This window comes from Wolbachia endosymbiont of Wiebesia pumilae, from assembly GCF_017869285.1.
GTDB classification, from domain to species: Bacteria; Pseudomonadota; Alphaproteobacteria; order Rickettsiales; family Anaplasmataceae; genus Wolbachia; species Wolbachia pipientis.
In genome coordinates this window covers 1,148,931-1,175,192 of record NZ_CP054557.1, presented here as the reverse complement: position 1 = coordinate 1,175,192, position 26,262 = coordinate 1,148,931, and the positions used below count along the sequence as shown (strand labels likewise).

The window sequence follows — 26,262 nt, the reverse complement described above, 5'->3', positions numbered from 1 at the left end:
TAAACATTTGCAGCGTAAGTTAGTTGCAATTAAAAGCAGCTTAATCTTGCTTGTCAAGCGTTTAAAACATAAAAAACGCCAATATTTTAAAGCGGATAATAACCCCAGGGCTTCTTTTGCCTTTTTTTTTATTTGGTAAATTTCTTAATATTTATAGCTAAACGACAATCGTCATCCCGCTACTTGTTAGCGGGATCTAGAGATACCGCGGCGGTATGACGTAGGACTGCTGTCATCCCAGTGCTCCTTTTTTTGTCATCCCAGTCTGGGATCTATTTTGCATGTAACTCCAATTGTGTTTTGGCATAAAACGCGACGCGTATTAGACTTATTTGCAAGCAAAGCTTGCTAGATCCAAGTAGTCAGGGCACTGGGATGACAGGAGAAGGAAGCACTGGGATTGGGATGGAAAAGGCTATTTGTGTGATGCCAATGAGTGATAGAAAGTTCTGCAAGAAGTCATTAATTGCAAAAATTTAATATAAATTATAAAATAAATCCACTGAATAAAAAATATATGCTAATTAGTACAACATCAGAACTGGAGAATACATGTGAAGAGTTAATAGCAAAAAAGCCGAAATTTATAGCAGTTGACACGGAGTTCATTAGAAATAATTTAATCTACTACCCAAAATTATCGTTAATTCAAATTTCTTACGGAGAGAAGAGTTTTATTGTAGACGCATTAGTGCCAGAAATTGATTTATCATTCATTAAGAAAATAATGCTAAATCAGGGGATAACCAAAGTGTTTCATAGCTGCCGGCAGGATATAGAATCCTTACTCACTGTGTTTAAATGTATTCCCACTCCCATTTTTGATACCCAAGTTGCTGCTATGTTTTGTCATTATTATCATGACTTTATTGGTTACTCAAAAGTAGTGGAGCAATATCAAGGAATAGCACTGGATAAAATTAAAGCTAAAAATTCAGATTGGTTAAGGCGTCCGTTGTCCGAAGATCAGTTAGATTATGCAGTAAACGACGTGGTACACCTATATGACCTATACCAAATATTGTGCAATAAACTTGAAGAAAATAATAGGATGGGTTGGTTTCAAGAAGAGATGGAATCAATAGTTGATATAAATAAGTATTTACATAGCCCAAAAGATGCATGGAAGAGGATTAAATTTAATTATGAAGTAAATCCAAGATTGATACTAACTGTTAAAGCAGTTAGTGAGTGGCAAGAAACCTTAGCACAGCGCTATAATATGAACCGTAATAAAATAATCAATAATGCTGTAATAGCTGATTTTATTGAAAAAAATGTAGAGCATGTTGATGAGATTTTAGATGATCTCAAGAGGAATACAAAAAATATAAAAGATGCGGATTTACTAGAGTTTGTGAATATTTTTAATGAAAATGAGAGAAATTGGATGCAGCAAAACAACACCTTATCGAGTAATTATGACAAATCTGTACTTGATATACTCTCAATTATTTTAGATAGTAAATGTAAAGAAAGTAACATATCAAGGAAATTAGTTTCTTCAAAAGATGAGTTAACCGGGTCAATATCTGGACAGACAGATAAATTATTCAAGGGATGGAGATATGATTTTTTTGGCAGGTCAGTTGAATCATTTTTGAACACAAGCTCAAAATTTGAGATTTCAGCAGTGAAATCCGCAAATAATATAACCAAAATTCAGAGTAATTTAGTGGAGAATAACTGTTGCTAAAGTAACTTAGATTTATCGACAATCGTCATCCCGCTACGTGTTAGTGGCTAAGAGATACCGCGGCGGTATGACGGTTAAGTAGGGTGTTATCCAAGTAGCCCTGACTACTTGGATCCAGGAAAATTGATTGTGCACTATACAACATAAAAGCTAGATTCCAGACTGGAATAACACCACCTACAAATTGCAATGTTCGTATAGTTATGTGCTTGACACTGAGATCTAGAAAATCTAGTTAATATATATAGAGAAACCTTAGCTATAGTTTCAAAAGAAGTCGAATGTATTTTGTTATATGATTATAAGTCTAACAGGCGGAATTGGGGTAGGAAAGAGCTTTGTAGCTAATTGCTTTCAAGAGTTTGGTGCTGTTGTATTTGATGCTGATTCTGTTGTACACCAACTTTATAAAGTGGATAAAAGCATAATAAGTTATGCAGAGAAAAATTTTCCTGGAGTGGTAGTAAATGGTGAAATAGATAGAACAGTACTGTCTAAATATTTCTTAGCCTACGATGAAAATTGGAAACAATTTCAATCTTTGGTTCACTCTGCTGTGCTGCGTGAATTAGAATTTTTTATTGCCAAGGAAAAAAAGATCGATAGAAAACTTTTAGTTTTAGATGTGCCACTTCTATTAGAAACAAAATTTTATTTATATTGCGACCTTATTGTTTTTGTTCATGCAGATAGCGTTGTGCAAGCTCAAAGACTTAACGAACGCAACATAGATAAAGAAAAGCTTAATCTAATCTCCGATGTTCAGTTATCTATTGAGGAGAAAAGGAAGATGAGTGACTTTATTATCGATACCAGTGTAAGCAAAGAGTATGTTTTTTCTCAAGTAAAAGATATAGTGGATTCATTAAACCTAAACACGTAGCTCTACGTCATACCGCCGCGGTATCTCTAGATCCCGCTAACAAGCAGCGGGATGACGGTTGTCAGGATCCCAGCAGCCTCCCTCCCCTGTCATCCAAGTAGCCCCCTATGGTGTCATCCCAGTGCCCAGACACTGGGATCCAGGAAAATTGATTGTGCACTATAGCAACATTTTTGATCAAAAACTGGATTCCAGTGTCAAGCACTGGAATGACACCCTTCCGATGGGAACTGCTCTCAAACTACAACAGCATGAGTAGCTACAGAAGCTTTAATGATACAAGAAAAAATAAACAGCTATCATTTTTTTAGTAATTAAGTAAAATAGAGTGAAAGATTGCGAGGAAGTTTTGAAAAATAAGATAAAAAAGATAGTAATTTCAGGAAAGGAAGTGTGGCCAATCATCGAAGGTGGTAAAGGCATTGCAGTTAGTGATGGGAGATCAAGCGGAGCATTTGCTGCAGCAGATGCTGTGGGTACATTTTCTGGTGCAAATGCTAAGCTTATTGATGATAATGGCGAGTTAGTGCCACTAATTTATAAAGGCAAAACAAGAAATGAAAAGCATAGTGAATTGATTGAGTATAGTATTGAAGCTGGAATTAGTCAGGCAAGAATAGCAAATGAAATATCAAAAGGTCATGGAAGAATACACATGAATGTACTTTGGGAGATGGGAGCAGCAGAACGCGTACTTCATGGCATATTAGAAGGAGCGAAAGGTTTGATTCATGGTATTACCTGCGGTGCTGGTATGCCTTATAGGCTTGGAGAAATTGCAGCTAAATATCAGGTTTATTATTACCCTATTATCTCATCGGTGCGTGCTTTTAAAGCATTATGGAAGCGTGCTTACCAAAGAATATCTTCCTATTTGCTTGGTGGAGTAGTGTATGAAGATCCATGGCTTGCTGGAGGGCACAATGGACTGAGTAACAGTGAAGACCCAGAGCTACCACAGGCTCCATTTGAAAGAGTTGCAGAGCTTAGATCTTTCATGAACGAGATCGGTCTTTCAGAAACACCAATTGTTATGGCAGGAGGAGTGTGGCATTTGAAAGATTGGGAACATTGGTTTGACAATCTGCAAATTGGACCAATAGCTTTTCAGTTTGGCACTCGTCCACTTTTGACGAAAGAAAGCCCAATTTCTGCAGAGTGGAAAAAGAAGCTACTCACTTTAGAAGAAGGTGATGTATTTTTAAATAAATTCAGTCCAACAGGGTTTTACTCATCTGCGGTGAGGAATAATTTTATACGTGAGTTACAGGAACGAAAATTACATCAAGTAAATTTTTCAGAAAATGCCAGCGAAGAATCCAATAGTGAATTTGCAATGGGTAGCAGAGGTAGGAAGATCTACCTTACTGCAAAAGACAAAGAACTGGCAAATACATGGACTAAAGCAGGGTACACAGAAGCAATGAAAACCCCAGATTCAACTGTTATTTTTGTGACGCCAGATAAATTTAAACAAATAAGAGAAGATCAAATCAATTGTATGGGATGTTTGAGCCATTGTTTGTTTAGCAATTGGAAAGATCATGGTGACCATTCAACAGGACGAAAGCCAGATCCGCGTAGTTTTTGCATACAAAAAACACTGCAAAACGTTATACACGATGGTGATATTGAGAACGAACTCATGTTTTCCGGGCACAATGTGTACAAATTTAAGCAAGATCCATTTTATGAGAATGGCTACGTACCGGCAGTAAAAGAACTGGTGGAAAGGATATTGACTGGGTATTGAGTCAGTGACCTTACCCAGAAAAAGTGGAGAGAAAGTGTGGAATGTTTTTTACAAAAAGAATGATGCATCAAATTGTTCTGGAATGCAATAGTTAATAGTGACGTTGTTTGTTATAAAAAATTTCTATGTATTCAAATATTGCAGTTCTAGTGTGTTGAGCAGAGTGTTGTGAAGTATCAATAAGTATTTCTCTTTTCAATGAGCTAAAGAAGCTTTCTGCAACAGAATTGTCGTAACAACAGCCTTTATTACTCATCTATATTCTTTACAGCTAAGAGATATTGATACCCTTGCGCAGTATATTGTGAACCTTGGTCACTGTGCAGCAGTAGATTTTTAACAGGTTTACGCCTATTAATGGCCATTAATAAAGAGTTCATAACCAATTGTTTATTTATTGCACTACTCATTAACTACCATACGTGAGAATTATTGCTGCCAAATATAGCCATCCCTCCTTGGTTTTGATGTAAGTAATCCCATACTTTATTTGGTTGATCAACAATAAAGTTTTGATCTAGTATATTGGGAGCTACAGCTCTATTATCTGTTTGTTGTTTTTTAATTTTAAACTTTCTTCTCAGTATAGCCCTGATGTCATTTTTCTGCATAATACTTTGCACCGTTTTCAAATTGCAACTTTTACCCAAAGCCTTCAATTCAGCATGAATTTTAGGAGCTCCATATCTACATTTAGAAACTTGATATATTTTTTGAATAGCTTCGAGTAGCTCTTTATTTGCTGATTCTCTACTGCTTATTTTTCTTGTGGTCCACTTATAGTAGCCACTAGCAGAAAATCCTACATAATTCCTGTACTTTATAGCAGTTACTATATAAAAAAATATTTTACTCTTTTTGACTGGCCAGGGCTTTTTTTTAAATGTCTCTTTCCCTTGTTACTCTTGCTTTGTAAATCAAACCTCTCTTTGTCATAAGGTGCTACATCTGGAAATGCATTTGCCGCTGACTTTTTTTCGTTGTGTTTCTTTATCCATTTTCCTAATAAACCACCCTTTATTCCTAAATCTCTTGCTATTTTTGTAATTGTTTGACCTGCCTTTCTTTGTTCATTTGCCAGTTTAACAGCTTCCAATTTGAATTCTGCCGTATATTCTCTTACCATTTCTAATCCTCCAAAATTTTATTTTACCCAAAAAAACTCTTTTCTTTCTCTCCACTTTTTCTGGGTAAGGTCAGTTTACTGGCCTCTCCATGAGTGAGATTGAAAAATTAAGTGGAAATCTGTGAACGGTTACCTTGGATAACAGAAAAGAGTGTTGGAAGGAGGCAATATTAAAAACTTAATTTCAGTCCAGCCAAGAACACATAACCAGAGTTGTTATTTTCTATTTTAGGCTCTTTTGTACTAAACTTTACAATATCGAAATAGTATGAAGTACCTAAAAAAAGAGAATTTTCAAGGCTTAAAGCATATGATGTTAACTCGTTTGTACCTTCGCCTGCAATATCCCTACCACTACTAAAATATGTTAAGCTTGATTTGTAAGAATCAGAATGGTAAGCGATACCTGCATTCATATAATACGTATTATTTATTTCAGGATTACGCTTCTCACCAGATTTACCACCATTACCATACGAAAAAATGCAATCAAGATCGAACAATTTTAGCTTCAAACCAAAATTCCAGTGCAGTAATTGATTACGGCATTCATAATTTTTAGAAGTTCCATCTGAGCAATCAGTTAAATTTTCTCTTGCAAATTTACCAGTTAAGGCAGTAGTAAAACCTATATCATCTGACAAGCTGTTTTTATAGGAAAGGCCAGCAGCAATTAAATTGCTGTACTGTAAGTTATTTTTTCCTGGAACATAACTGAATCCGAGTTGAAAGTTATAGATTTCAGGGGAGATGTAGTTAATTGATGATTGTTTTAACCCTAGTTCGAGTTCATTATAATCGCTATAAATATTGGGCTTGACCCAGAACACCTTGTCTTGATCATATCCAGGGTCACCATCTTTTTTATGATCACCGCGCAAATTTGCATAGTTTGTCCAATGACCATTTACTCCTCCAGCAGCTGCATAAATTTTTGAAGTGTTAATTAACATGCTCTGACCAACTAAACTTCTTTTACCATATTCAATTGATCCAAGTTCCTGGTTTTTTATGATAAAATACCATTCCTCCATGTCTAACTTTTCTATGTCTAACGCTTTTAGGTTTGCAATACCAGAAACCCCTGCCTTAACATTAACCCCCATTTGAGTATTTGGATAAACTTGCTGTAAATAAAGAAAGCGCAAGTATGAATAACTTGAAGTTTTATCCTTAGGCTTAGCATTGAAAGAATCTCTGTTGAAGGCGTAGCCGAATCTCAAATCTATTTTTCCGTCTAGTTCTGCATAAAATATTTCCTTATCCAAAATTGTTTTAGAGCTAGCACTATTCTGCAAAAACAATGATGAAAGCAGTGCTACCAGGTAGTACTTTAACTTCATAAATAAACTTAAATCTTTATAAAAATTTAAGTTTAAACTCAATATAAATAAAAAACAACTTTTCAGAAGGCACCGCTGGTAGATTTTGCTGCCTGTTTTTGAGCTATATTCCCATAAATTATTGATACACTTGGTAATTTTCGCTTTAATAACTGCTTATTAATGGCAGAATGTATACGATTAATTATTTTAGATATACTTTTTACATCGCAGTTAATCAAAACAAAAAGCACTTTATTCTCATCAATATACCCTAGAAAATCATCACTACGGCAATTTTTATAAAAATGTTCTATGATAACTTTCAGTGCATTATTTGTCTCACTACAGCTACTATTTAAGCCAATCACTCCTATAGCTGCATTAATTTGATGTTGAAAGGCAAAATTTAATATAACGTATAACTCTAGAATAGTGGACTCATTGCCCGGTATATCGAATAAGTCATGGTTTTTATATTTTTTACCCATTAGATATTTATCTCTAAAGATTCCTAGTTTATGGGACAAACTGATATCACGTATTAATAGCTCATAATTTATTTTATTACTGGCAAATTGTGCAGTGCGGAAAACTTTTACTTTTGTCCTGATATCTTCTCCCTTAGCATCAATTAAGGAAAAATCTATCACTTTAGGTAGTATATCAAGTAAATCGTGTCCATTTTCGGTATACTCTAAATAATTCTTCACGTTGTCAGCTGCTCTTGTGCTTAAGATATTAATTAATGGCTTATTAAGCAAATTCTTCTCTTCATATTTTAACAAATCCCTTGCAACTTGATTGAGCCCTAAAATTAACACGTTTTTTTTCTTATTATCCTGACAAACAGATACCACAGCATCATCTTTTCTTCTTGCAGTTATGAAATCATCCATACTTTCATTCTATACAGCGTATTTATAAGTATAATAAGATTATATTAAGATTTACTTACTTATTAATATGCTTAATTGGGTATAGGCAGAATGTCATATGGAATGGCTTTGTTGTAAAAGAATCAAGATTACTGTTTATAGACTTCAAGTTACTGCAAAAAATATTTTAAAACATAGTGATATCTTGACTTTACCTAGTTAATATTCCAAATTATAAAAAAACAGATAGTTCTATGACGACAAGTCTATTACAAGGCAAAAAGGGATTAATAACCGGAATAATAAATAAGAGATCAATAGCATACGGTATAGCAAAAACTCTCTCAGAGCACGGAGCAGAACTTGCAATCACCTACCAGAATGAAATAATAAAAGAAAAACTATCACCAATAGCAGATGAACTAAATGTGGAGCTAATATTACACTGCGACGTTTCAAATGAAAAAATCATAGATAACGCTTTCGAAATAATAGAGAAAAAATGGGGTACTCTTGACTTTTTGGTGCATGCAATAGCATTCTCCGATAAAAATGAGTTAGATGGTAAATATGTCAATACTTCACTGGATAACTTCCTCAATGCAATGCATATATCGTGCTATTCTTTTACTGCTTTAGCGCAAAGGGCTGAAAAAATGATGTCAAATGGTGGTAGTTTACTTACTTTATCTTATTATGGCGCTGAAAAAGTTATGCCAAATTATAACGTTATGGGTTTATGTAAAGCGGCACTTGAAGCAAGTGTAAAATATATAGCATGTGATCTCGGGCCACAAAATATCAGAGTAAATGCAATTTCCGCTGGTCCAATCAGAACTTTAGCATCTTCTGGAATAAGCGATTTTCACTCCATATCAGAATGGAATAGAAATAACTCTCCGCTCAGACGCAATGTTACAATAGAGGATGTTGGCAAGGCAGCGTTATACTTATTAAGCGACTTAAGTAGTGGCACTACTGGAGAAATTTTGCACGTTGATTCAGGATATAACGTTGTGGGAATGAAGGTGGTTGACTGAGATCTAAATCCTTAATTCAAAGCGCTAGTTCCTTCGGGTTCATACACAACTCTATCAGGAGTTTTGTGACTGTGATTGCAGAAAACATCGAACATAAAATTCCTATTGATAGAGTGACAGAAAAGCCTCTTATTGCTCCACTGCCAATAATGAACATTATTCCTGCAGCAATTAATGTAGTGATATTTGAATCCAGTATTGTCTTTATAGCGTTTTTAAACCCTTCTTCAATAGCACGTTCCACTCTCTTGCCAGATTTGATTTCCTCACGAATTCGCTCAAATATTAAAACATTTGCATCCACCGCCATACCAACAGTAAGTGCAATACCGGCAATTCCAGGTAAAGTTAGAGTTGCTTCAAGCAGAGTGAGAATTGATAATATAAGAACTACATTAGAAAAAAGTGCAACAGAGGCCAATACACCTAATTTGCCGTAAGTGATGATTATAAATAAAGCCACGGCTATAATAGAGATTGTTGCTGCCATTTCCCCTGCCTTTATTGATTCTTCTCCAAGACTTGGGCCAATGTTTTTTTCTTCAATTATTTTAAGTGGTGCTGGCAGTGCTCCAGATTTTAAAAGTATTGCAAGTTCGCTTGCTTGTTTTTCAGTGAAATTACCGCTAATTTCTCCCTCTCCATTTAAAATTGGCTCACGTATTGTAGGTACTGTTAAAACTGTGTTATCCAGAACAATTGCAAAAGGCTTTCCTACATTTTCTTTAGTGATTTTCGCGAATCTTTTACTCGCTATACTGTCAAATTTAAAATGCACTGTCGGTTTACCTAAATTGCCGAATCTAACTGATGCGTTAACCAGCGAATCACCACCTATTTCAGTTTTGCGGAATATTGGATAAGAATTACCTAAAGAATCCTTGAGCATGACAGTGGTTTCATGGTCTATATCCTGCACCTTGGCTATGTTAGTGTTTGCCAAATGAAAAGCTAGCTTAGCAGTTTTGCCAAGCAGAGATTTTATCTGCTTGGTATCTTCTACTCCAGGCACCTGCACTAATATTTTATTCTGCCCTTGTTTTTGAACGCTGACTTCCTTTGTGCCAAGTTTGTCCAAACGGCGCTGGACATTGTTTATTGATTCTGCAGCTACTTCACTGATCAAAGAATTTTTATAATGGGGTTTATACGAAATGAGAATCGAAGAATCTTTTCTATTTAGCTCTAAATTTGGATTTATCGCATTAATCAACACAGATGCTTTTTTATAATCATCAATATTATTTAAAGTTATAACGCTATTTTGTACGTTAGATTCAATATTTTTTGTTAGCAATGTCTCTTTTATTTCGTTAGCTAGCATGCTTAGCTTTTCCTTAAAATAGAAGTCTAAGTCTATGTTTAAAAGCAAAGATGCCCCTCCTTTCAGGTCAAGGCCTAAGTTTATTCTTCTTTTCGAAATAAAAAGCTTATTATCAAAGAAATTTGGCAGTGTTATGTATAAAGCAAATAAACAGATGCATAATACTGAAAAAGATTTGACTATAAGTCTGTTATACATAAGTTGTAGGTTTAAAATTGTAATAATTGATTGTAAGTTAAAAATAGATTTTTGTAAAATTCTCTATTTGACCTTACCCAGAAAAAGTAGAGAGAAAGTTAAGACGTTTTTATCATGAGAATAAATTGTGCAGGAATGCAATAGTTAATAGTAGAATGTCTACGTTATTTGTTATAAAAGATTTCTATGTATTCAAATATGGCAGTTCTGGTTTGTTGAGCGAGAAGTATCAATAAGCAGCTCCCTTTTAAGTGAACTTTTCTGCAACAGAGTTATCGTAACAACAGCCCTTATGGCTCATGCTGGAAATGATGTTTTTTGTATTCAATAGAAATTGGTAATTTTGAGAGGTATACTGTGACCCTTGATCGCTATGTAACAGCAGATTTTTATCGGGTTTGCGTTTATCAACGGCCATCAATAAAGAATCTATAACTAATTATCATGTTACTCATTAACCACCATGCGTGAATATAGGTCAATTATTGCCGCCAACAACCTTCTTTAGTTTTTATGTAGGTAATCCCAAACTTTATTTGGCTGATCAGTAGTAAAATTTTGATCCAATGTGTTCGGAGCCACAACTCGGTTGCTTATTTGCTGTTTTTTATTTTTGAACCTTCGTCTAAACTTGGCTTTAATGCCATTTTCTTGCATAACACTTTGTACTGTTTTAATTTTTGCCTAAGAACCTGTCTTGAAAGGAACTAAGCAGCTAATTTAGCAAGCATAATAGTAATCATATTAAAGGAGATATTAGTTTTTGAAGTAAGAGGAGAATGCTCATAATCCTTGCTCATACGTCTAAAATTGGAAAGCCAAGCAAAAGTTCTTTCAACAATCCACCGTTTAGGAATAACTTGAAATCCTACAGCATCAGCTGCTTTTTTAGTAATCGTCAATAAACATCCTGTTTTCAATAAACAGTAATTTTGCAATTTACCAATATATCCCTGATCAGCGAGAAACCTTTGTAGCGTTGAAGCTTTTCGTTTAGCTTGAGTAAAAAGATTTAGAGCACCATCACGATCTTGAATGCCTGCACTATGAACATCAGCTGTAATAATTAGGCCTATTGTATCCACAATGATGTGACGTTTTCTACCCTTTATTTTCTTGCCAGCATCATATCCTCTGGATCCCCTTTTTGAGTGGTTTTCACTGATTGACTGTCAATTATTCCTACCGAAGGTATTTCATTTTTGCCAACCATTTTTCTTACCTTTTTTACTAACATATCGTGTATTTCTTCCAATTTGCCACTATTACGCCACCTGAGAAAATAATCATACACCGTTTTCCATGGCGGAAAATCTTTTGGCAGCATTCTCCACTGGCAACCACCTTTCATTATGTATCTTATTGCATTAATAATTGTTCTAATATTGTGCTTTCTTGGCCGTCCTACTGCACCTTGTGCAACACTTGGCTCCAAAATTTCCCATTCTTTGTCACTTATATCACTTGGATACATTTTTACCTACTATTTTTTACTTATCTCATCATATTCTCTTTCTCATTTCTTTTCAAGACAGGCTCTAAAGCTTTTAATTCAGCGTGAATTTTAGGGGCTCCATATCTGCATTTAGAAGCTTGATGTATTTTTTGAATATCTGCTAGAAGCCCTTCTTTTGCTAATTCTTTACTGCTTTTTTCCTTAGCAACCCATACCACCAGTACAAAACCCTACATAGTTCCTGTGTTTTATAGCAATTTCTATATAAAAGAATACTTTACTCTTTTTCTTTGCCCAGGGCTTTTTTTAAGATGTCTCTTTCTCTTATTAGCTCTTTTTTTAGATCAAATCTTTCTTTGTCATAAGGAGCCTTTGCCTGGAAATGCGTATGCTCCAGACATTTTTCCATTATATTTTCTTACTTAACATACTGCCATCTATACCTAGATCTTTTGCTATTTTTGTACTTGCTTGACCTGTTTCTTTAACCAGCTTAACAGCTTCTAATTTGAATTCTGCTGTATATTCTCTTCTATTTGTCATATTTTGAAAAAACGTTTTATTTTACTCCAAAAACGTTTTAACTTTCTCTCTACTTTTTCTGGACTACTCCGAATCGGTTGACAAATTGGACGTTTGATAAGCATAATTTGGAGCTTCTTGTGTAATGACTATATCATGAGCGTGACTCTCTCTTAATCCTGATGCAGTAATAGTAACAAATTTACAATTTTTTTTCATCTCTTCTATATTCCTATTACCAGTATACCCCATTGCAGCTTGCAATCCGCCAATCAATTGATGGATTACTCCTGAAGCTGGACCTTTGAATGGAACTCTTCCTTCCACTCCTTGTGGAACTAATTTGAGTTTTGAATCTTTATCTTGAAAATAACGGCTAGCTGAACCCCGTTTCATTGCACTAATAGATCCCATTCCTCGATAGCCTTTATATGCTCTGCCCTTATACATAATAATCTCACCTGGGCTTTCGTCAGTGCCAGCAAAAATCGAACCAATCATCACAGAGTCAGCACCAGCTGCAATAGCTTTTGCAACATCTCCTGAGTATTTTACCCCACCATCAGCAATTAGTCTGACGTTTCTTGCTCTACACGCCTCTGCAACATTCTTGATTGCAGAGAATTGTGGCACACCAACACCTGTAACTATTCTGGTTGTACAGATTGATCCTGGTCCTATTCCAACCTTCACTGCATCAACACCCGCATCAATCAACGCTTCAGCAGCCTCCTTTGTTGCAATGTTTCCGCCAATTAATTGCGTATTAGGATACATCTTTTTTATTTCCCTAATGGTATTGATAACGTTTTCGGAATGACCGTGAGCAGTATCCACAACAACTACATCAACTTCTTCTCCGATCAAAGCTTCACATCTGTCTATACCATCTTTTTTACCAGTGCCAATTGCAGCGGCAACTCTGAGACGCCCTTTACTGTCTTTACATGAATTTGGGTATCTATTGTATTTTTCAATGTCTTTAACCGTAATTAAACCTATACAACAAGAATTTTCATCTACGACCAAAAGCTTTTCTATTCTATTTTCATGCAACAATTTCATTGCTGAGGCACTATTCACTCCCTGCTCCCGCACTGTCACTAACTTATCTTTTGTCATCACTTCGGAAACTTTTACATTCATGTTCTGGTCTTCAATAAATCTCACATCTCGGTTAGTTAAAATTCCAACTAACTTGCGTTGATCGACTACAGGAATGCCAGAATAATTGTGCTCTCTCATTAATGAAATTGCTTCCGCAACTGTTTTATCCGGTGAAATCGTAATTGGGTTATACACGATCCAACTTTCATATTTTTTCACCCTTCTCACTTCTAAAACTTGTTCATCTATTGATAAATTCTTATGTATGCAACCTATCCCTCCATGTTGGGCAATAGCTATTGCAAAGCCCGATTCAGTAACAGTATCCATTGCAGAGGATATGAGAGGGATATTTAGTTCTATACTATTTGTTAAATAAGTTTTTGTATCTGCATCGCAAGGCAATATATTAGAATAGGCTGGCAAAAGAAGTATATCGTCAAACGAATAACAAGCTTCCATTTTTTTCATAGGCTTTATTTAAAGCTTATACGCCAATTAATTAAATTGCAATAGGCAAAATTAGCTAGGAGCCTTTAATTGTATAGCTCTAACTGTTTTTAGGAGATAGAAAAGCTATATGGTTGCTAATACATTTTATTGCAAAATAAGCATTCTACATTATTTGCCAGCAAACAAAACTGCTCAATAGTTAAGTTTTCTGGACGCTGGTTTCCGCTCAATTTAGCGTTTTCAAGGACAGTTTCAGCGTGGTTCGTTATATTTTGCAAGCTATTTCTCAGCATCTTTCTTCTTTGAGAAAAAACGACACGTGTTAATCTTGTTAAGGTTTCCAAATTTACTGCAAACTTTGGGGTAGGCAAAGGATTTACTGTAATTACTGAAGAATGTATTTTTGGTCTTGGAAAAAACTCTTTAGGTTCAATATCAAATTCCTTTTTTATATCACATAGCAACTGGCTTAGCACTGATAAGGAACCATAATCTTTAGAATTGGGTCTTGCCGTAATGCGATCTGCTACCTCTTTTTGAAACATTAATGTCAAGTTCGTAAAAAATTTTATATTATTTAACCACTTTAAAAATAACACTACCGAGATATTGTAAGGCAAGTTAGCAATAACTTTAACTGGGCGCTCTATCAGCTCTTCTTCTGTAACATGCAGTGCATCCGCTTCTATAATTCTATACTTTCCTTGATGCTCATTTAGCAGTTGGTCATGGTGTTTTACTAAATCTCTATCTTTTTCTATAGAAAGTAGAGACTTTGGATTATGCACCAATATTTCTCTTGTTAATGCACCATATCCAGGACCAATTTCAATGACATTAAAATTTTCCAGACTACCAGCTAAAGCGACGATTTTTTTTGTTATCTCACTCGATAAAATAAAATTTTGCCCTAGACTCTTTTTTGGCTTCAGTAAAAATTTTTTCATATTATTTTCATTATACAGTATTTTAAAAATTAGTTGACGAAAATTCATTGATAATTGTATATTATTAATGTGTTTAACGCCGGCTTAGCTCAATTGGTAGAGCAACTGACTTGTAATCAGTAGGTTGTCAGTTCAAGTCCGACAGCCGGCACTCTCGCCCATATAAGTAAAGTTGATGTCCTTTTTAATAGTAGCAAATTGGAAAATGAATGGAATGCGTTCTTCATTTGTTGACTTTATAGGCAAACTTAACAACAAGAGCAACGAAATTACCTCTAAGCTAGTGATTTGCCCTCCTTTTACGTCATTTCCAAGCAGTATAGAGTTGAACAATAATATTAATATAGGAGCACAGAATTGCCATCATAAAAAGTTCGGTTCTTACACAGGTGAAATTAGCGCAGAAATGTTAAAAGAACTAGGGTGTACTTACGTAATACTTGGGCATTCTGAAAGGGCTAATGAAAAAGATAGTGAAATAAAACTTAAGTCGGAAATAGCAATAGAATCAGGCTTACACCCAATTATCTGTGTAGGTGAAAATTCAGAAGATTATAAGAATGAAAAAACAAAAGAAGTAATAGAATATCAATGTAAAAACCGCTTGCCAACACACGGTGAATATACCGTAGCATATGAGCCAATATGGGCAATAGGCACAGGTCATGTGCCAAATAATGATGCAATTACTGAGGTGATAGAGGTAATAAAATTGTGTACTAGTAAAAAACACATTATATATGGTGGTTCAGTTAGTTCAGAAAATATAGAAAATTTGTTAAATATTTCAAATTTATCAGGAGTTTTAATTGGCAGTGCAAGCTTAGATTTCGATCACTTTTATAAAATTATACAACAAGTTGAAAAAAAGTTTTCTCTTATCAATTCTAAAATCAGCAACTAAGAATCCTATGATAAATGTCATCATTTCAGTGTCAAGCATATATAGCTAACCCAAGAAAGATTTCCCTACGTCATACCGCGATTCATTCGCGGTATCTCAGCATAGATTCCGCTAACGAGTAGCGGAATGACGAATTTGTTGTTTTTCAAATTGTAGGTAAACCTAAGCCACTTTAGCTATATCTGTACGAACATCTAGTAAAACGACATAGCTAAAGTAATCTAGAAAATTAACGATATTTTATTCCCCGGTGAACGCTCTATTTTGTTTTCCAACTCTAGTTCTAAAAGAGCCATTAGAGCTATGTTGGTAGAAAGTCCGCTTGCTAATATAAGTTCATCTATATCAACAGGTACAGAGTTAATATGATTAACTATAACAGATTTTGCCTGTTGTAATTTTTCTTGTTTTTGGTTAACAAAATGGTGCTCAACATCAAATAGGTTTTTTTGCTGCGGAGGTAAACTAAACCTAATACTCTCTATTATGTCATCAGCGGATTCGATAAGCTTAGCACCGTTTTTAATTAAATAATTACTACCACTACAGCGTGAATCTAAAGGGAAACCAGAAACTGCAAACACCTCTCTCCCTTGATTTAAAGCAAAATCTGCTGTTATTAGAGAGCCAGAACGTTTCGATGCTTCAATAGACCTCTTTCGAAACTCATATAGACAGCTCAAAATTGTGAATTCCTGCTATAAAATTGAATCTTAAGCCAAAACGTTTTCTCCGATTGCGGTATCTGTCTGCAATAATTTTGAATCTTTTTAACAGACCAATTACATTCTCAACTACTACTCTTTTGCTTGCTAGCTCCCGATTTTCTACCTTTTTTTCCTTAATTAAGGGACTCTTTTTCATCCTTCTGTGTGGCAACTCGACATTTTTGTGAATTTTCTGAAAACCTCTATAGCCAGCATCGGCTAAAACTTTTATACCTTCTGATACATGCACTTTTGACTCCTTGAAAAGCCGAAAGTCATGCTTTCTCCCGTTTGAAAATGACGTACAAATAATTTTCTTGCTCTTCTTTTCTGCAATTATTTGGGTTTTTAGCGTATGTTTTTTCTTCTTTCCTGAATAAAATCTTTTCTGCTTTTTTTTGGTCTCTCTACAGGTGTTTCCGTTGCATCAATCACCAGAATCTTATATTCCACGTCGCTTTTTAGGAGTTCTTTCCGTCCTGGCAATGCGAAATCTGGGTGTTGTATTAGAGTATCCTCTACCCATTTTACAGTTTTATATGCCGTACTTTCACTTACTCCATAACTTTGACTTATGTGAAAATATGTACGGTATTCTCGTAAGTATTCTAATACCATGAGCAGCATATTCTCCTCGTTTAGCTTATTTTTCCTTCCTCCTTTGGCTTTCTTTTTTTTATTCTCTTCACATAAAATCCCTACCATTTTGTTAAATGTTGATCTCTTTACTCCTGTTAGTCGACGAAACTCCCCTTTATCGAGCTCTTTCACTATTTCATACTTCATTTCTCCTTACCTCAAAATTACTATTTTTACTACTTTATCCTAGTTTCGAAAGAAGTCTAATCACTGCAACACCCAGCGATAGACCAGATATAATTCGATTCCTTTGAGGAAAATACTGAGGCTTTGGTTTAGTAGCAAATGGAAGCTCAGTAACTATTAATCCGCCATTCTCGGTGATTTTTTTGTATAGATCAAAATTCTCTTTTGGGTACACCACATCAATTCCACTTGCTGTAACAGCAATAGTGGGATGATCTTTGTATATTACACTGTTTGCCGCAGTATCGATTCCTTTTGCAAGTCCAGAAACAATAACAAAACCAGCTTCGCTTAAATCAAGTGCCAACTTATTGGCAAAATTTCTTCCATTCATCGAAGAGTTACGCCCACCGATTATTGCAATTATCTCACGGCTTAATAATGATATATCACCAAACGCAGTTATTACAGGAGGACAACTAGAGATATTTCTTAAAAGATCAGGGTAATCTGGGTCACATGCGGGTATAATTTTAGCTCCAATTCTTTCTGCATTATTGATTTCTTCTCGTGCATCTTGAATGCCATACACCTTATTATTAGCCACCTTATTGAGATATTTCAACACCTCATCTAGCGATCCATGTGTTCTTAGTATACTAAAAAACTTTATTGGTCCTATAGTTCTAGCCAAGCTTAACCATACTTCTAATTCTTCGTTGTTCAATTTATTTATCTTCATAAAAGGCTTGAATTTCTTATCAATTTAGTGTACCCAAGATAATACAAATATACAGTGTTTTATGACGCATTTTGTTACAGATAAATGCATAAAATGTAAATATACGGACTGTGTGGAAGTATGTCCCGTTGACTGCTTCTATGAAGGTAAAAACATGCTCGTGATTAACCCAGATGAATGTATTGATTGCGGAGTGTGCATACCTGAGTGTCCAGTAGATGCAATTGTAACTGATGATTCCATAAAAGATATTTTAGAACTAGATGAAGAGTTACTGAACAGTGAACAAAAAATCTTCAAATCATTTTACAACATAAACGTAGAATACTCACAAAAATGGCCAAATATCACAGCTAAGAAGCAACCCCTCTATACCGCAGAAGAGTATAAGGAAAAAAAGGATAAAACAGCTTATTTTGATGAAAATTTAGAATAATGCTACTGAAGGAAAAGAAACTTTTTGTATTTCAGGGTTGTTGTTTTTGGTTGCTGAAAATAGTTGCGTTATCTAAGTTGTTATGCTGATAAATTAGTATCGATTAACTTAAGGATTAAGGAAAAAGGCTTATTGACTTTTGAAATATTTGATTATAAAACTAGCTGTTAGCATTAAATCTTGGGGGTAAGTTATGAGTATAAATAAAAGAGAAACCATTAAAAAGATTGAAGGGTTACTTTTTCAAGTGAATGGTGATCTTGAAAAAACATGTGATCTATTATCAACAGTAGAGTTAACCGAAGATGATATTAAAATATTGCTGAAAGAGATGATAAAAGAGTATCATAGCTTATCTGAAAAGATTTCTTATAGTTGTGGAATTACTGCAGGCGGTGCACAAGATGCCAACGCAAACAGCTTCAACGAAGTTTTTAAGCTAGGTTCACAAGAGTTAGCATTAGCAATGATGTCAGATTTCAGAAAGTCTTATGATCAAGAATTATTTAAGAAATATAAAAAAGAAGAAATGTCTTATCCTGAAGGAGAAGGAATACAATTTATTAGAGAATTGAGAGTTTTAAGTAGAATACTTACTATATCTTTAATAAGGAAACTTGATGAAGTTTACAAGTTTACTCCAGAAGAAATTGAGCGTTTGAAGGAATATATATTAGCTAGCAACTATGATACAAACAAAAGTCTTTCTGATATAGACAAATATATGCATGCACTATCTGCCTTAATTAGAAACCCCTCACTTGATACAAAAAAGATATTTGAGCTAAATAATCGAATGATAATATACACTACAGCCTTAATTGATTTAGTAACTAGTGGAGTAGTGAAAAAAGAAGAAGCAAAAGAACAATCTGCTGAGGATTTAGAAAAGCTTATCTGTGAACAGTATAAAGGTGCAGCAAACACGCCACTACCGTTGCCGAGCACGCTATTTGAAGTGGATAAAAAAAGTGCTTGAAGAAAGTAAGAAGGTCTTATAGTTAGCCAAAGTAGGTATTTAATAAGCTTAATGTAACCATTATATATGCTATATAGTAAAACATAGAATGCTTATGGTTCCAACTATAGCAATTTTAAGTGGTGGGTTTTCTTGTGAGAGAGAAATATCGCTTATGAGCGGAAAAGCAGTAAAGAAGGCGCTCGATAGCCTTTCATATAATGCAATAGAAATAGATGTTGACAGCAACATTGCTGAAAAGCTTAGAAAAATTAATTCGGGCCTTGCTTTTATCGCTCTGCATGGACCTTATGGTGAAGATGGCTGCATTCAAGGTTTATTGGAGATTTTAGGTATAAAATATACACACTCAGGAGTTATGGCTTCTGCTGTTGCTATGAATAAAGTGATGTCAAAGCATATATTTCGGTCCCTTAGTATCGACACTCCAAAAGGTTATGTAATTAGCCGAGAAGATCTACTAAAAAATAATATTAAAATTGATTATCCGTACGTCTTAAAACCAATTAATGAAGGTTCAAGTATTGGAGTGTACATAATTTTCTCGCACGAGGATTACTTAGAACTGAAAGATAATAGTTCTACTATAATGGAAAAGATGATCGTAGAAGAATACATACCGGGCATAGAGTTACATACTGCTGTATTGCTGGATGAAGCAATTGGCACTATAGAAGTACGACCAAAAAATAAATTCTATGATTATGAAGCAAAGTATACAGATGGATTTACAGAACATATATTTCCTGCTGAAATTCCTAACAATATATATAAAATGACCTTGGAACACGCACTGAAAGTTCATCAATTTTTAGGATGCAAAACTATTTCCCGCTCAGATTTCCGTTATAATCCCCAAAATAACACTTTAAAAATGCTTGAGATTAATACACATCCTGGCTTTACTGAGTTATCGTTAGTGCCAGAAATTGCAAAATTGGCAAAAGGAATCAATTTTAATGAATTAGTTAAAATTATTATTGAAGATAGTTTGCAGCACAAAAATATTAGGGATTTAAGTCATGTTGAGCAGTATTACTAGAAGCCAAAGGAGTTTTTTGCGTAAGTGTGCCTTGGTTATTATCACAGCACTTTTTCTTACGCTAATACTTTACAGCTCACTTGATAAAATAATAAATCGATTTAATTACTACTTTACTTGGTATAATGACTGCCTATCTAGTTTATTACTCAGTAGTGGATTTTCAATCGACGAAGTAGTCGTGAGCGGCAATAAATTTACAAACAAAAAGGATATTCTAAGTTTGACAGATAGAACGCAACCTATCCTGTATATATCACTTTCAAAACTTGCCGGTAACATACAATCCGTAAGCAGATGGATAAAACACGTAAGAGTTCACAGAATTTTGCCCAATACTCTACACATTAATATAGATGAGCATAAACCGTTTGCTCTCTGGAAAGATAATAACAAAACCTCGGTAATTGATTTTGAAGGTAAAGTGATCGTAGATGACTATTTAATAGATGATCTTGTTGTAATTACAGGACAAAACTCATTATCAAACCTAGAATTTGTTAGAGATGTGTTAGAGAGTAAAACTCAATTAAGTGACCACATTTCTTCTTTTGCTTATATAGGGAATAGAAGATGGAATATCATACTTGATAACGATTCCACAGTAAAACTGCCTGAAGATAACCCTTATAGTGCATGGGACTATTTAAACCACTTACACAATACAACTGATTTTACTTTCAGCGATTGGAGTATTATTGATATGCGTATTACTGATAAAATTTTTGTGAAGAGGTGATCTGCTGTAATCCAAGTAGCCCCTTTTCCTGTCATCCCAGTGCCCAGACACTGGAATCCCGCCGCGAACCGTCATACCGCGATTCATTCGCGGTATCTCTTAACATAGATCCCTTATTTAACCGCCATACCTTAACATAGATCCCGCTAACACGTAGCGGGATGACGAGGTTATCGTCATGTCACCGCGAACCGTCATATCGCCACGAACCGTCATACCGCGATTCATTCGCGGTATCTCTTAGAGCCTGTCTTGAAAAGAAATGAGAAAGAGAATATGATGAGATAAGTAAAAAATAGTAGGTAAAAATGTATCCAAGTGATATAAGTGACAAAGAATGGGAAATTTTGGAGCCAAGTGTTGCACAAGGTGCAGTAGGACGGCCAAGAAAGCACAATATTAGAACAATTATTAATGCAATAAGATACATAATGAAAGGTGGTTGCCAGTGGAGAATGCTGCCAAAAGATTTTCCGCCATGGAAAACGGTGTATGATTATTTTCTCAGGTGGCGTAATAGTGGCAAATTGGAAGAAATACACGATATGTTAGTAAAAAAGGTAAGAAAAATGGTTGGCAAAAATGAAATACCTTCGGTAGGAATAATTGACAGTCAATCAGTGAAAACCACTCAAAAAGGGGATCCAGAGGATATGATGCTGGCAAGAAAATAAAGGGTAGAAAACGTCACATCATTGTGGATACAATAGGCCTAATTATTACAGCTGATGTTCATAGTGCAGGCATTCAAGATCGTGATGGTGCTCTAAATCTTTTTACTCAAGCTAAACGAAAAGCTTCAACGCTACAAAGGTTTCTCGCTGATCAGGGATATATTGGTAAATTGCAAAATTACTGTTTATTGAAAACAGGATGTTTATTGACGATTACTAAAAAAGCAGCTGATGCTGTAGGATTTCAAGTTATTCCTAAACGGTGGATTGTTGAAAGAACTTTTGCTTGGCTTTCCAATTTTAGACGTATGAGCAAGGATTATGAGCATTCTCCTCTTACTTCAAAAACTAATATCTCCTTTAATATGATTACTATTATGCTTGCTAAATTAGCTGCTTAGTTCCTTTCAAGACAGGTTCTTAACATAGATCCCTTATTTAACCGCCATACCTTAACATAGATCCCGCTAACACGTAGCGGGATGACGAGGTTATCGTCATGTCACCGCGAACCGTCATACCGTCACGAACCGTCATACCGCGATTCATTCGCGGTATCTCAGCCGCTAACAAGAGATCCCGCTAACACGTAGCGGGATGACGGTTGTCGTTTAGCTATAAATATTTAAGAAATTTACCAAACGAAAAAAAAGGCAAAAGAAGCCCCGTGGTTGGCTAATTACTTACATTATACTTTCAAGTATGGCGTTTTTTTATTCTAAACGCTTAATAACCGCGATTTAGCTGCTTTTTAATGCAACTAACCTTTAGTCATAAATGTTTAAGAAATTTACTAAACAGAAAAAAAGGCAAAAGAAACCCTAGGGTAGCTAGTTATTCACTATCCATTTTTTAAGTTGGCGTTTTTTTATGTTTTAAATGCTTTATAAGCGCATTTTAGCTTATATTAGGTAAAAACCTAGAATTTTATAAAGACATAAGGTGCACATAGTGCAAAAAATTAAACATGAGACGCCAGATACGTGAGTTTTTTTGTCATTTAATCTGTACAGAGAAGATAAATAAATAGCTTCAGTTTCATGATAAGGGGGCTGGCGAGGTTTGTCAAGGAATTTTTATGCAAGAGATCTATTGAAATGCCCCTGTAAAATTATACTATTAATTAGTACACTATAAATTTAAAATTATAGATATGTTAAGCAGATTGGTAATTTTGCTATTAGTTTTTATACTTCCTTTTTCTTCATACTCATACCAGTTTAGAACCAAAGCAAAGCAAGCAGTAGTCTTAGATTTAGCTTCAGACTCATTCATTTTTGACCATAATTCTGATGAAAAAATGGCCCCATCTTCAATGAGCAAGCTAATGACTTTATATATAGCCTTCGATTATCTAAAAGCCGGAATAATACACATGGAGGATAAATTTCGAGTAAGTAGAAAAGCGTGGGAAAGGAGAGGCTCTTCTATGTTTTTGAAAGAAGGTCAATCCGTTACGGTGAGGGAATTACTTGAAGGAATTACAATAGTCTCAGGCAATGATGCCTGCATAACACTAGCCGAGGGCATTGCAGGATCAGAAGAGAATTTTGTGGCTGAAATGAATGAAGTTGCACAAAATTTGAATCTGAATGACAGTCATTTTGTCAACTCAAGCGGGTGGCCAGATGAAGATCATTTTATGAACGCAAAAGACTTGGTAATGCTGGCAAAAAGGATTTTCACCGATTTTCCTGAATATTATGATTTATTTTCCGAACAATATTTGACATATAATGAAATTGTACAAAAGAATAAAAATCTTCTACTTTTTCACGATATTGGGGTTGATGGCTTAAAAACCGGTTATACAAATGCTGGTGGTTACGGCATTGTAGCATCTGCAAAACGAAATGATAGGAGAATTTTTGCTGTCGTAAATGGTTTAAACACTGAGAAAGAGCGAATAGAAGAAGCAAAAAGATTGATACAATACTCCTTAAATCATTTTAACACTAAGAAAATATTCGTTAAAGACAGCGTAGTTGAGGAAGTAAATGTTCTCTATGGAAAAGATAGAAAAGTGCCTATTACAGTTGCAAACGATGTTACCATAACTTACAACCGCAAATTGCATGACCAAATTAAGGTGCGTATTGAATATAAAGATATGATACCTGCACCCATTAAAAAAGGTCAAGAAGTGGGCAAAGTTTTTGTAGAAATACCAGGTATTGAGCAACAAACTACACCACTTTATGCAGCAAATGACGTGCAGGAATTGAATTTCGTAGAAAAGTTTTTTAGGATGTTGTTTTAAGTTTGATATTAAAGCAATTCCGAAAGAGAGATCTATTGCACTTTAGTGTAGTTTTAACTAACAATTTCTGTTACAATACAAGATTGAAATGTTACGAAAATGTGCTGGTTGTATTTGTTGCTGTCTAGTATCCTAGAGATACTGTGGGCTGTAACGCTAAAGTTTAGTAACAGTTTTACTAAAGTTGTGCCTTCGATTGCAACATTGGTAATTATGATCATTAGCATTTACTTTTTATCTCTTGCAGCATGCTTTCTACCTATTAGGGTATGCTATGCAGTTTCCTCTGGAATATGCACAATTGGAATAACTATAATTGGTGCAACCACTTTCACAGAGAATATTAATTTATCTCAAGTTTTATGTATCGTTTTAATTGTAATAGGAAGCATAGGGCTAAAGCTCTCTATTTAAACCTAAAAATTTATGCATGAATTGGATATATTTACTCTTATCGTCACTAATTGAAGTGTTCTGGGTCATAACACTTAAGCATAGTTATGGATTTACTCATCTCGTACCATCAATAATTAGCATACTCTCCATGGCTCTTAGTACATATTTACTTTCGCTCGCTACACGTTCTATACCTATCGGAGTATGCTATGCAATTTGGACTGGAGTGGGCGCTATAGGAGCTTCGATACTTGGAGTTTACCTATTTGATGAACCAGTTAATTTATTCGAAGTAATATGCTTTATTTTAGTTACATTCGGGATTATAGGATTAAAATTGTTTGATACTGCAAAACAAACTGTTGATAAAATGGAATAAAAGATCCCACTGGGATGAAAGAAGCAGATACTCCATATTGTCATGCAAATTGGAATCCAGACTTTTTTCTATATAGCATGGTGAAGACGGGAAACCGTAACCGTTCACACAATGGCGTCAACTTAAGGAAAAATGTCAGAGATTGTGTATAAAATTTCTCTCCAAATTTTTTATCATTAAATTATCCAAAGAGTGCAAGGGACAGCACTTTTGTTTCTGTTTTATTTCAACAAAGAAGTCTAAAATGTGTCCTTTTTAGGTGAAATATGCAAAAAGGAAAAAACCTTATTCTACAAATTAAAAATATAATATACTCGAAAACTTTTCAGAAAATCCATTGTGTTGAGTTTTACACGAACAAGAAAACTTCCTTTTTCGACAGTATTTTCTATGATTTTAAAGTTAGTTAAAAAAAGTTTGGGAATAGAATGTGAACTTATGGAGCCATTGACATGTACCCTCAAAGCAAGCTTTTTCTAAAGCAAGGTATAAGATTTGCCATACAGGCTTTCAAGAATCTAAGCATCCAAACAGCCTATCAGGATGAACCTGAGTTGGAGAGGCTATAGACTTATTGCAGCAGATGGTTCTGGTATGAGATTACCCAGCTCTGGGGAAATTGTATCCGAGTTTGAACCAAATGGAACAACAGGCACCATTGGCAATTTGTTTGTTGATTTGTGTACTTCATTGATTTGCAGTGCTCGTCTTGCAGCTTGGAATATAGGTGAACAAACGTTGGCGGCAGAGCAATTACCCGAAGTTATCACTCAAATGCGTTTATTAAATCAAGAGAAATTATTATTTATCTATGATCGTCTTCAGTAAAATTCATTCAGCAGCATTATAATTTGGAAGTAGATTTTATTTTTCGCTTGCAAAAAAGAAATTATAGTAAGCTATGGGAACGCTGGCGAATTAGATTTTGATTTTATATTAGAAAATGAAAAGCTAAAAAATAAAATGAAAGGACAGAAAGTAAGAGTTATAGTGCTGACATTAGCCAACTGAGAAACAGAGTTTTTGACCGAGACTTTGGAGCAAAGCTTATGTGTTAAGGTGGCACATAGAGGAGTGCTATAAACGACTCAAAGTAGGAGAAGAGTTAGAGAATTTTTCTGGAGAGGCTGTATTACAAGAATTTTGGGCAAACTTGGTCATGTGCAATATATTATCGCTTCATATATGTGATGCACAAGGGCCTTGGAACCCAGATCAAATTACTGAGTATCGTTTAAATTTTTCAGTTTTATTTAGTGTAATGAGACAGAAACTCTATCAGGTACTTATTGCGCCAAAAAACTTTCAAGCCCTTTTTAAGTATACGCGCTAAAGTTAAAATCCGACCGGGACAGCCGCAATAAAGTAGATAAGCCTAAACGCCATCATGTCTTTAGGAGAGTTTGCTAATGAAAGTTCTTAAGTTGACGCCATTGGCTGAACGGATACGATTTATTTCAGTGCATGAGCTGGTCCTTTTCGGGTTTTAGCGCTGTGTACATAACTGCACGAACGTCTAGTTTAGGGGTAAGAA

At 34.9% G+C, this 26,262-nt stretch carries 23 protein-coding genes, 1 tRNA gene and 6 pseudogenes; 17 read left to right on the top strand and 13 right to left on the bottom strand.

What is annotated here, in order from left to right:
* Window positions 1-345: 345 nt before the first annotated feature.
* From HUB92_RS07010 to HUB92_RS06155, 5 genes are all read left to right on the top strand, one after another.
* Window positions 346-480 (top strand): hypothetical protein, encoded by a 135-nt coding sequence (locus HUB92_RS07010; protein ID WP_010962423.1) that lies wholly within the window; start codon window positions 346-348, stop codon window positions 478-480.
* A 37-nt stretch (window positions 481-517) separates the two neighbouring features.
* Window positions 518-1,696, top strand: a complete 1,179-nt coding sequence (locus HUB92_RS06170; protein ID WP_010962422.1) for a ribonuclease D — start codon at window positions 518-520, stop codon at window positions 1,694-1,696.
* A 295-nt stretch (window positions 1,697-1,991) separates the two neighbouring features.
* The gene (gene coaE, locus HUB92_RS06165) at window positions 1,992-2,579 is read left to right on the top strand and encodes a dephospho-CoA kinase (protein ID WP_006280338.1); all 588 of its coding nucleotides are present in this window, start codon (window positions 1,992-1,994) and stop codon (window positions 2,577-2,579) included.
* A gap of 58 nt (window positions 2,580-2,637) precedes the next feature.
* Window positions 2,638-2,838 (top strand): hypothetical protein, encoded by a 201-nt coding sequence (locus HUB92_RS06160; protein WP_209473407.1) that lies wholly within the window; start codon window positions 2,638-2,640, stop codon window positions 2,836-2,838.
* A gap of 90 nt (window positions 2,839-2,928) precedes the next feature.
* The gene (locus tag HUB92_RS06155; protein WP_138265073.1) at window positions 2,929-4,332 is read left to right on the top strand and encodes an NAD(P)H-dependent flavin oxidoreductase; all 1,404 of its coding nucleotides are present in this window, start codon (window positions 2,929-2,931) and stop codon (window positions 4,330-4,332) included.
* Window positions 4,333-4,380: 48 nt separating this feature from the next.
* Here the strand turns inward: HUB92_RS06155 and HUB92_RS07315 are convergent.
* From HUB92_RS07315 to HUB92_RS06130, 3 genes and pseudogenes are all read right to left on the bottom strand, one after another.
* A pseudogene (locus HUB92_RS07315) lies at window positions 4,381-5,458 on the bottom strand (IS3 family transposase).
* A 170-nt stretch (window positions 5,459-5,628) separates the two neighbouring features.
* Complete coding sequence (locus HUB92_RS06135; protein WP_209472723.1) at window positions 5,629-6,801, bottom strand: porin; 1,173 nt, start codon at window positions 6,799-6,801, stop codon at window positions 5,629-5,631.
* Window positions 6,802-6,863: 62 nt separating this feature from the next.
* The gene (locus HUB92_RS06130; RefSeq protein WP_010962355.1) at window positions 6,864-7,679 is read right to left on the bottom strand and encodes a PAS domain-containing protein; all 816 of its coding nucleotides are present in this window, start codon (window positions 7,677-7,679) and stop codon (window positions 6,864-6,866) included.
* A gap of 233 nt (window positions 7,680-7,912) precedes the next feature.
* Between HUB92_RS06130 and HUB92_RS06125 the strand changes: the two genes are divergently transcribed.
* Window positions 7,913-8,698, top strand: coding sequence for an enoyl-ACP reductase FabI (locus HUB92_RS06125; RefSeq protein WP_006280349.1), 786 nt, complete (start codon window positions 7,913-7,915; stop codon window positions 8,696-8,698).
* A 16-nt stretch (window positions 8,699-8,714) separates the two neighbouring features.
* On the opposite strand, the gene secD is transcribed toward HUB92_RS06125, so the two are convergent.
* From secD to rsmA, 6 genes and pseudogenes are all read right to left on the bottom strand, one after another.
* Entirely contained in the window at window positions 8,715-10,220 is a 1,506-nt protein-coding gene (secD, locus tag HUB92_RS06120; RefSeq protein WP_209472721.1) for a protein translocase subunit SecD, read from the bottom strand.
* 164 nt (window positions 10,221-10,384) lie between these two features.
* Window positions 10,385-10,898 (bottom strand): annotated as a pseudogene (locus tag HUB92_RS07310) (DDE-type integrase/transposase/recombinase); the annotation flags it as partial.
* A gap of 29 nt (window positions 10,899-10,927) precedes the next feature.
* Window positions 10,928-11,694, bottom strand: a protein-coding gene (locus HUB92_RS06110; RefSeq protein WP_410543339.1) for an IS5 family transposase whose coding sequence is annotated in 2 segments (ribosomal slippage) — window positions 10,928-11,367 and window positions 11,367-11,694 — 768 coding nt in all. Because the reading frame shifts where the segments join, the coding sequence is not laid out codon by codon here.
* Window positions 11,695-11,717: 23 nt separating this feature from the next.
* A pseudogene (locus tag HUB92_RS07305) lies at window positions 11,718-12,219 on the bottom strand (IS3 family transposase); the annotation flags it as partial.
* Between the two features lie 63 nt (window positions 12,220-12,282).
* A complete protein-coding gene (gene guaB, locus HUB92_RS06095) occupies window positions 12,283-13,776 on the bottom strand; it encodes an IMP dehydrogenase (protein ID WP_065095043.1) in 1,494 nt (497 codons plus the stop codon).
* 116 nt (window positions 13,777-13,892) lie between these two features.
* Entirely contained in the window at window positions 13,893-14,705 is an 813-nt protein-coding gene (gene rsmA / locus HUB92_RS06090) for a 16S rRNA (adenine(1518)-N(6)/adenine(1519)-N(6))-dimethyltransferase RsmA (RefSeq protein ID WP_209472716.1), read from the bottom strand.
* Between the two features lie 78 nt (window positions 14,706-14,783).
* On the opposite strand from rsmA, the gene HUB92_RS06085 reads away from it, so the two are divergent.
* Both HUB92_RS06085 and HUB92_RS06080 read left to right on the top strand, forming a co-directional pair.
* Window positions 14,784-14,856: transfer RNA gene (locus HUB92_RS06085), tRNA-Thr, on the top strand.
* Between the two features lie 24 nt (window positions 14,857-14,880).
* The gene (locus HUB92_RS06080) at window positions 14,881-15,609 is read left to right on the top strand and encodes a triosephosphate isomerase (protein WP_209472714.1); all 729 of its coding nucleotides are present in this window, start codon (window positions 14,881-14,883) and stop codon (window positions 15,607-15,609) included.
* Window positions 15,610-15,830: 221 nt separating this feature from the next.
* Here the strand turns inward: HUB92_RS06080 and HUB92_RS06075 are convergent.
* The 3 genes and pseudogenes from HUB92_RS06075 to HUB92_RS06065 form a co-directional block, all read right to left on the bottom strand.
* Window positions 15,831-16,259 (bottom strand): annotated as a pseudogene (locus HUB92_RS06075) (DNA-processing protein DprA); the annotation flags it as partial.
* 16 nt (window positions 16,260-16,275) lie between these two features.
* Window positions 16,276-17,102 (bottom strand): IS5 family transposase gene (locus HUB92_RS06070; RefSeq protein ID WP_209472530.1). Its coding sequence is split into 2 segments (ribosomal slippage): window positions 16,276-16,715 and window positions 16,715-17,102, totalling 828 coding nucleotides; the frame shifts between segments, so codons are not numbered across the junction.
* Window positions 17,103-17,139: 37 nt separating this feature from the next.
* Window positions 17,140-17,823 (bottom strand): annotated as a pseudogene (locus tag HUB92_RS06065) (DNA-processing protein DprA); the annotation flags it as partial.
* Between the two features lie 61 nt (window positions 17,824-17,884).
* Here HUB92_RS06065 and HUB92_RS06060 point away from each other — a divergent pair.
* From HUB92_RS06060 to HUB92_RS06045, 4 genes are all read left to right on the top strand, one after another.
* Window positions 17,885-18,259: a ferredoxin family protein gene (locus tag HUB92_RS06060; protein WP_077188509.1), complete on the top strand. Its 375-nt coding sequence runs from the start codon at window positions 17,885-17,887 to the stop codon at window positions 18,257-18,259.
* A gap of 193 nt (window positions 18,260-18,452) precedes the next feature.
* Window positions 18,453-19,238: a hypothetical protein gene (locus HUB92_RS06055; RefSeq protein ID WP_209472712.1), complete on the top strand. Its 786-nt coding sequence runs from the start codon at window positions 18,453-18,455 to the stop codon at window positions 19,236-19,238.
* 88 nt (window positions 19,239-19,326) lie between these two features.
* The gene (locus tag HUB92_RS06050) at window positions 19,327-20,280 is read left to right on the top strand and encodes a D-alanine--D-alanine ligase (protein ID WP_209472710.1); all 954 of its coding nucleotides are present in this window, start codon (window positions 19,327-19,329) and stop codon (window positions 20,278-20,280) included.
* A complete protein-coding gene (locus tag HUB92_RS06045) occupies window positions 20,261-21,019 on the top strand; it encodes a cell division protein FtsQ/DivIB (RefSeq protein ID WP_209472708.1) in 759 nt (252 codons plus the stop codon). The genes HUB92_RS06050 and HUB92_RS06045 overlap by 20 nt, the downstream gene beginning before the upstream one ends.
* Window positions 21,020-21,200: 181 nt before the next feature.
* On the opposite strand, the gene HUB92_RS06040 is transcribed toward HUB92_RS06045, so the two are convergent.
* Window positions 21,201-21,353 (bottom strand): hypothetical protein, encoded by a 153-nt coding sequence (locus HUB92_RS06040; RefSeq protein WP_209472706.1) that lies wholly within the window; start codon window positions 21,351-21,353, stop codon window positions 21,201-21,203.
* Between HUB92_RS06040 and HUB92_RS06035 the strand changes: the two genes are divergently transcribed.
* The 5 genes and pseudogenes from HUB92_RS06035 (at window position 21,328) to HUB92_RS06015 (ending at window position 26,138) form a co-directional block, all read left to right on the top strand.
* Window positions 21,328-22,094, top strand: a protein-coding gene (locus tag HUB92_RS06035) for an IS5 family transposase (RefSeq protein WP_410543339.1) whose coding sequence is annotated in 2 segments (ribosomal slippage) — window positions 21,328-21,655 and window positions 21,655-22,094 — 768 coding nt in all. Because the reading frame shifts where the segments join, the coding sequence is not laid out codon by codon here. The two genes, HUB92_RS06040 and HUB92_RS06035, sit on opposite strands and share 26 nt — an antisense overlap.
* Before the next feature lie 752 nt (window positions 22,095-22,846).
* Window positions 22,847-23,953 carry a D-alanyl-D-alanine carboxypeptidase family protein gene (locus HUB92_RS06030; protein WP_010082605.1) on the top strand — a complete coding sequence of 369 codons (1,107 nt, stop codon included), beginning with the start codon at window positions 22,847-22,849 and terminating at the stop codon, window positions 23,951-23,953.
* Between the two features lie 99 nt (window positions 23,954-24,052).
* Window positions 24,053-24,367, top strand: a complete 315-nt coding sequence (locus tag HUB92_RS06025) for a DMT family transporter (protein ID WP_010082606.1) — start codon at window positions 24,053-24,055, stop codon at window positions 24,365-24,367.
* A gap of 16 nt (window positions 24,368-24,383) precedes the next feature.
* Window positions 24,384-24,728, top strand: coding sequence for a DMT family transporter (locus HUB92_RS06020; RefSeq protein WP_006279756.1), 345 nt, complete (start codon window positions 24,384-24,386; stop codon window positions 24,726-24,728).
* Between the two features lie 266 nt (window positions 24,729-24,994).
* A pseudogene (locus HUB92_RS06015) lies at window positions 24,995-26,138 on the top strand (transposase).
* Window positions 26,139-26,262 lie beyond the last annotated feature (124 nt).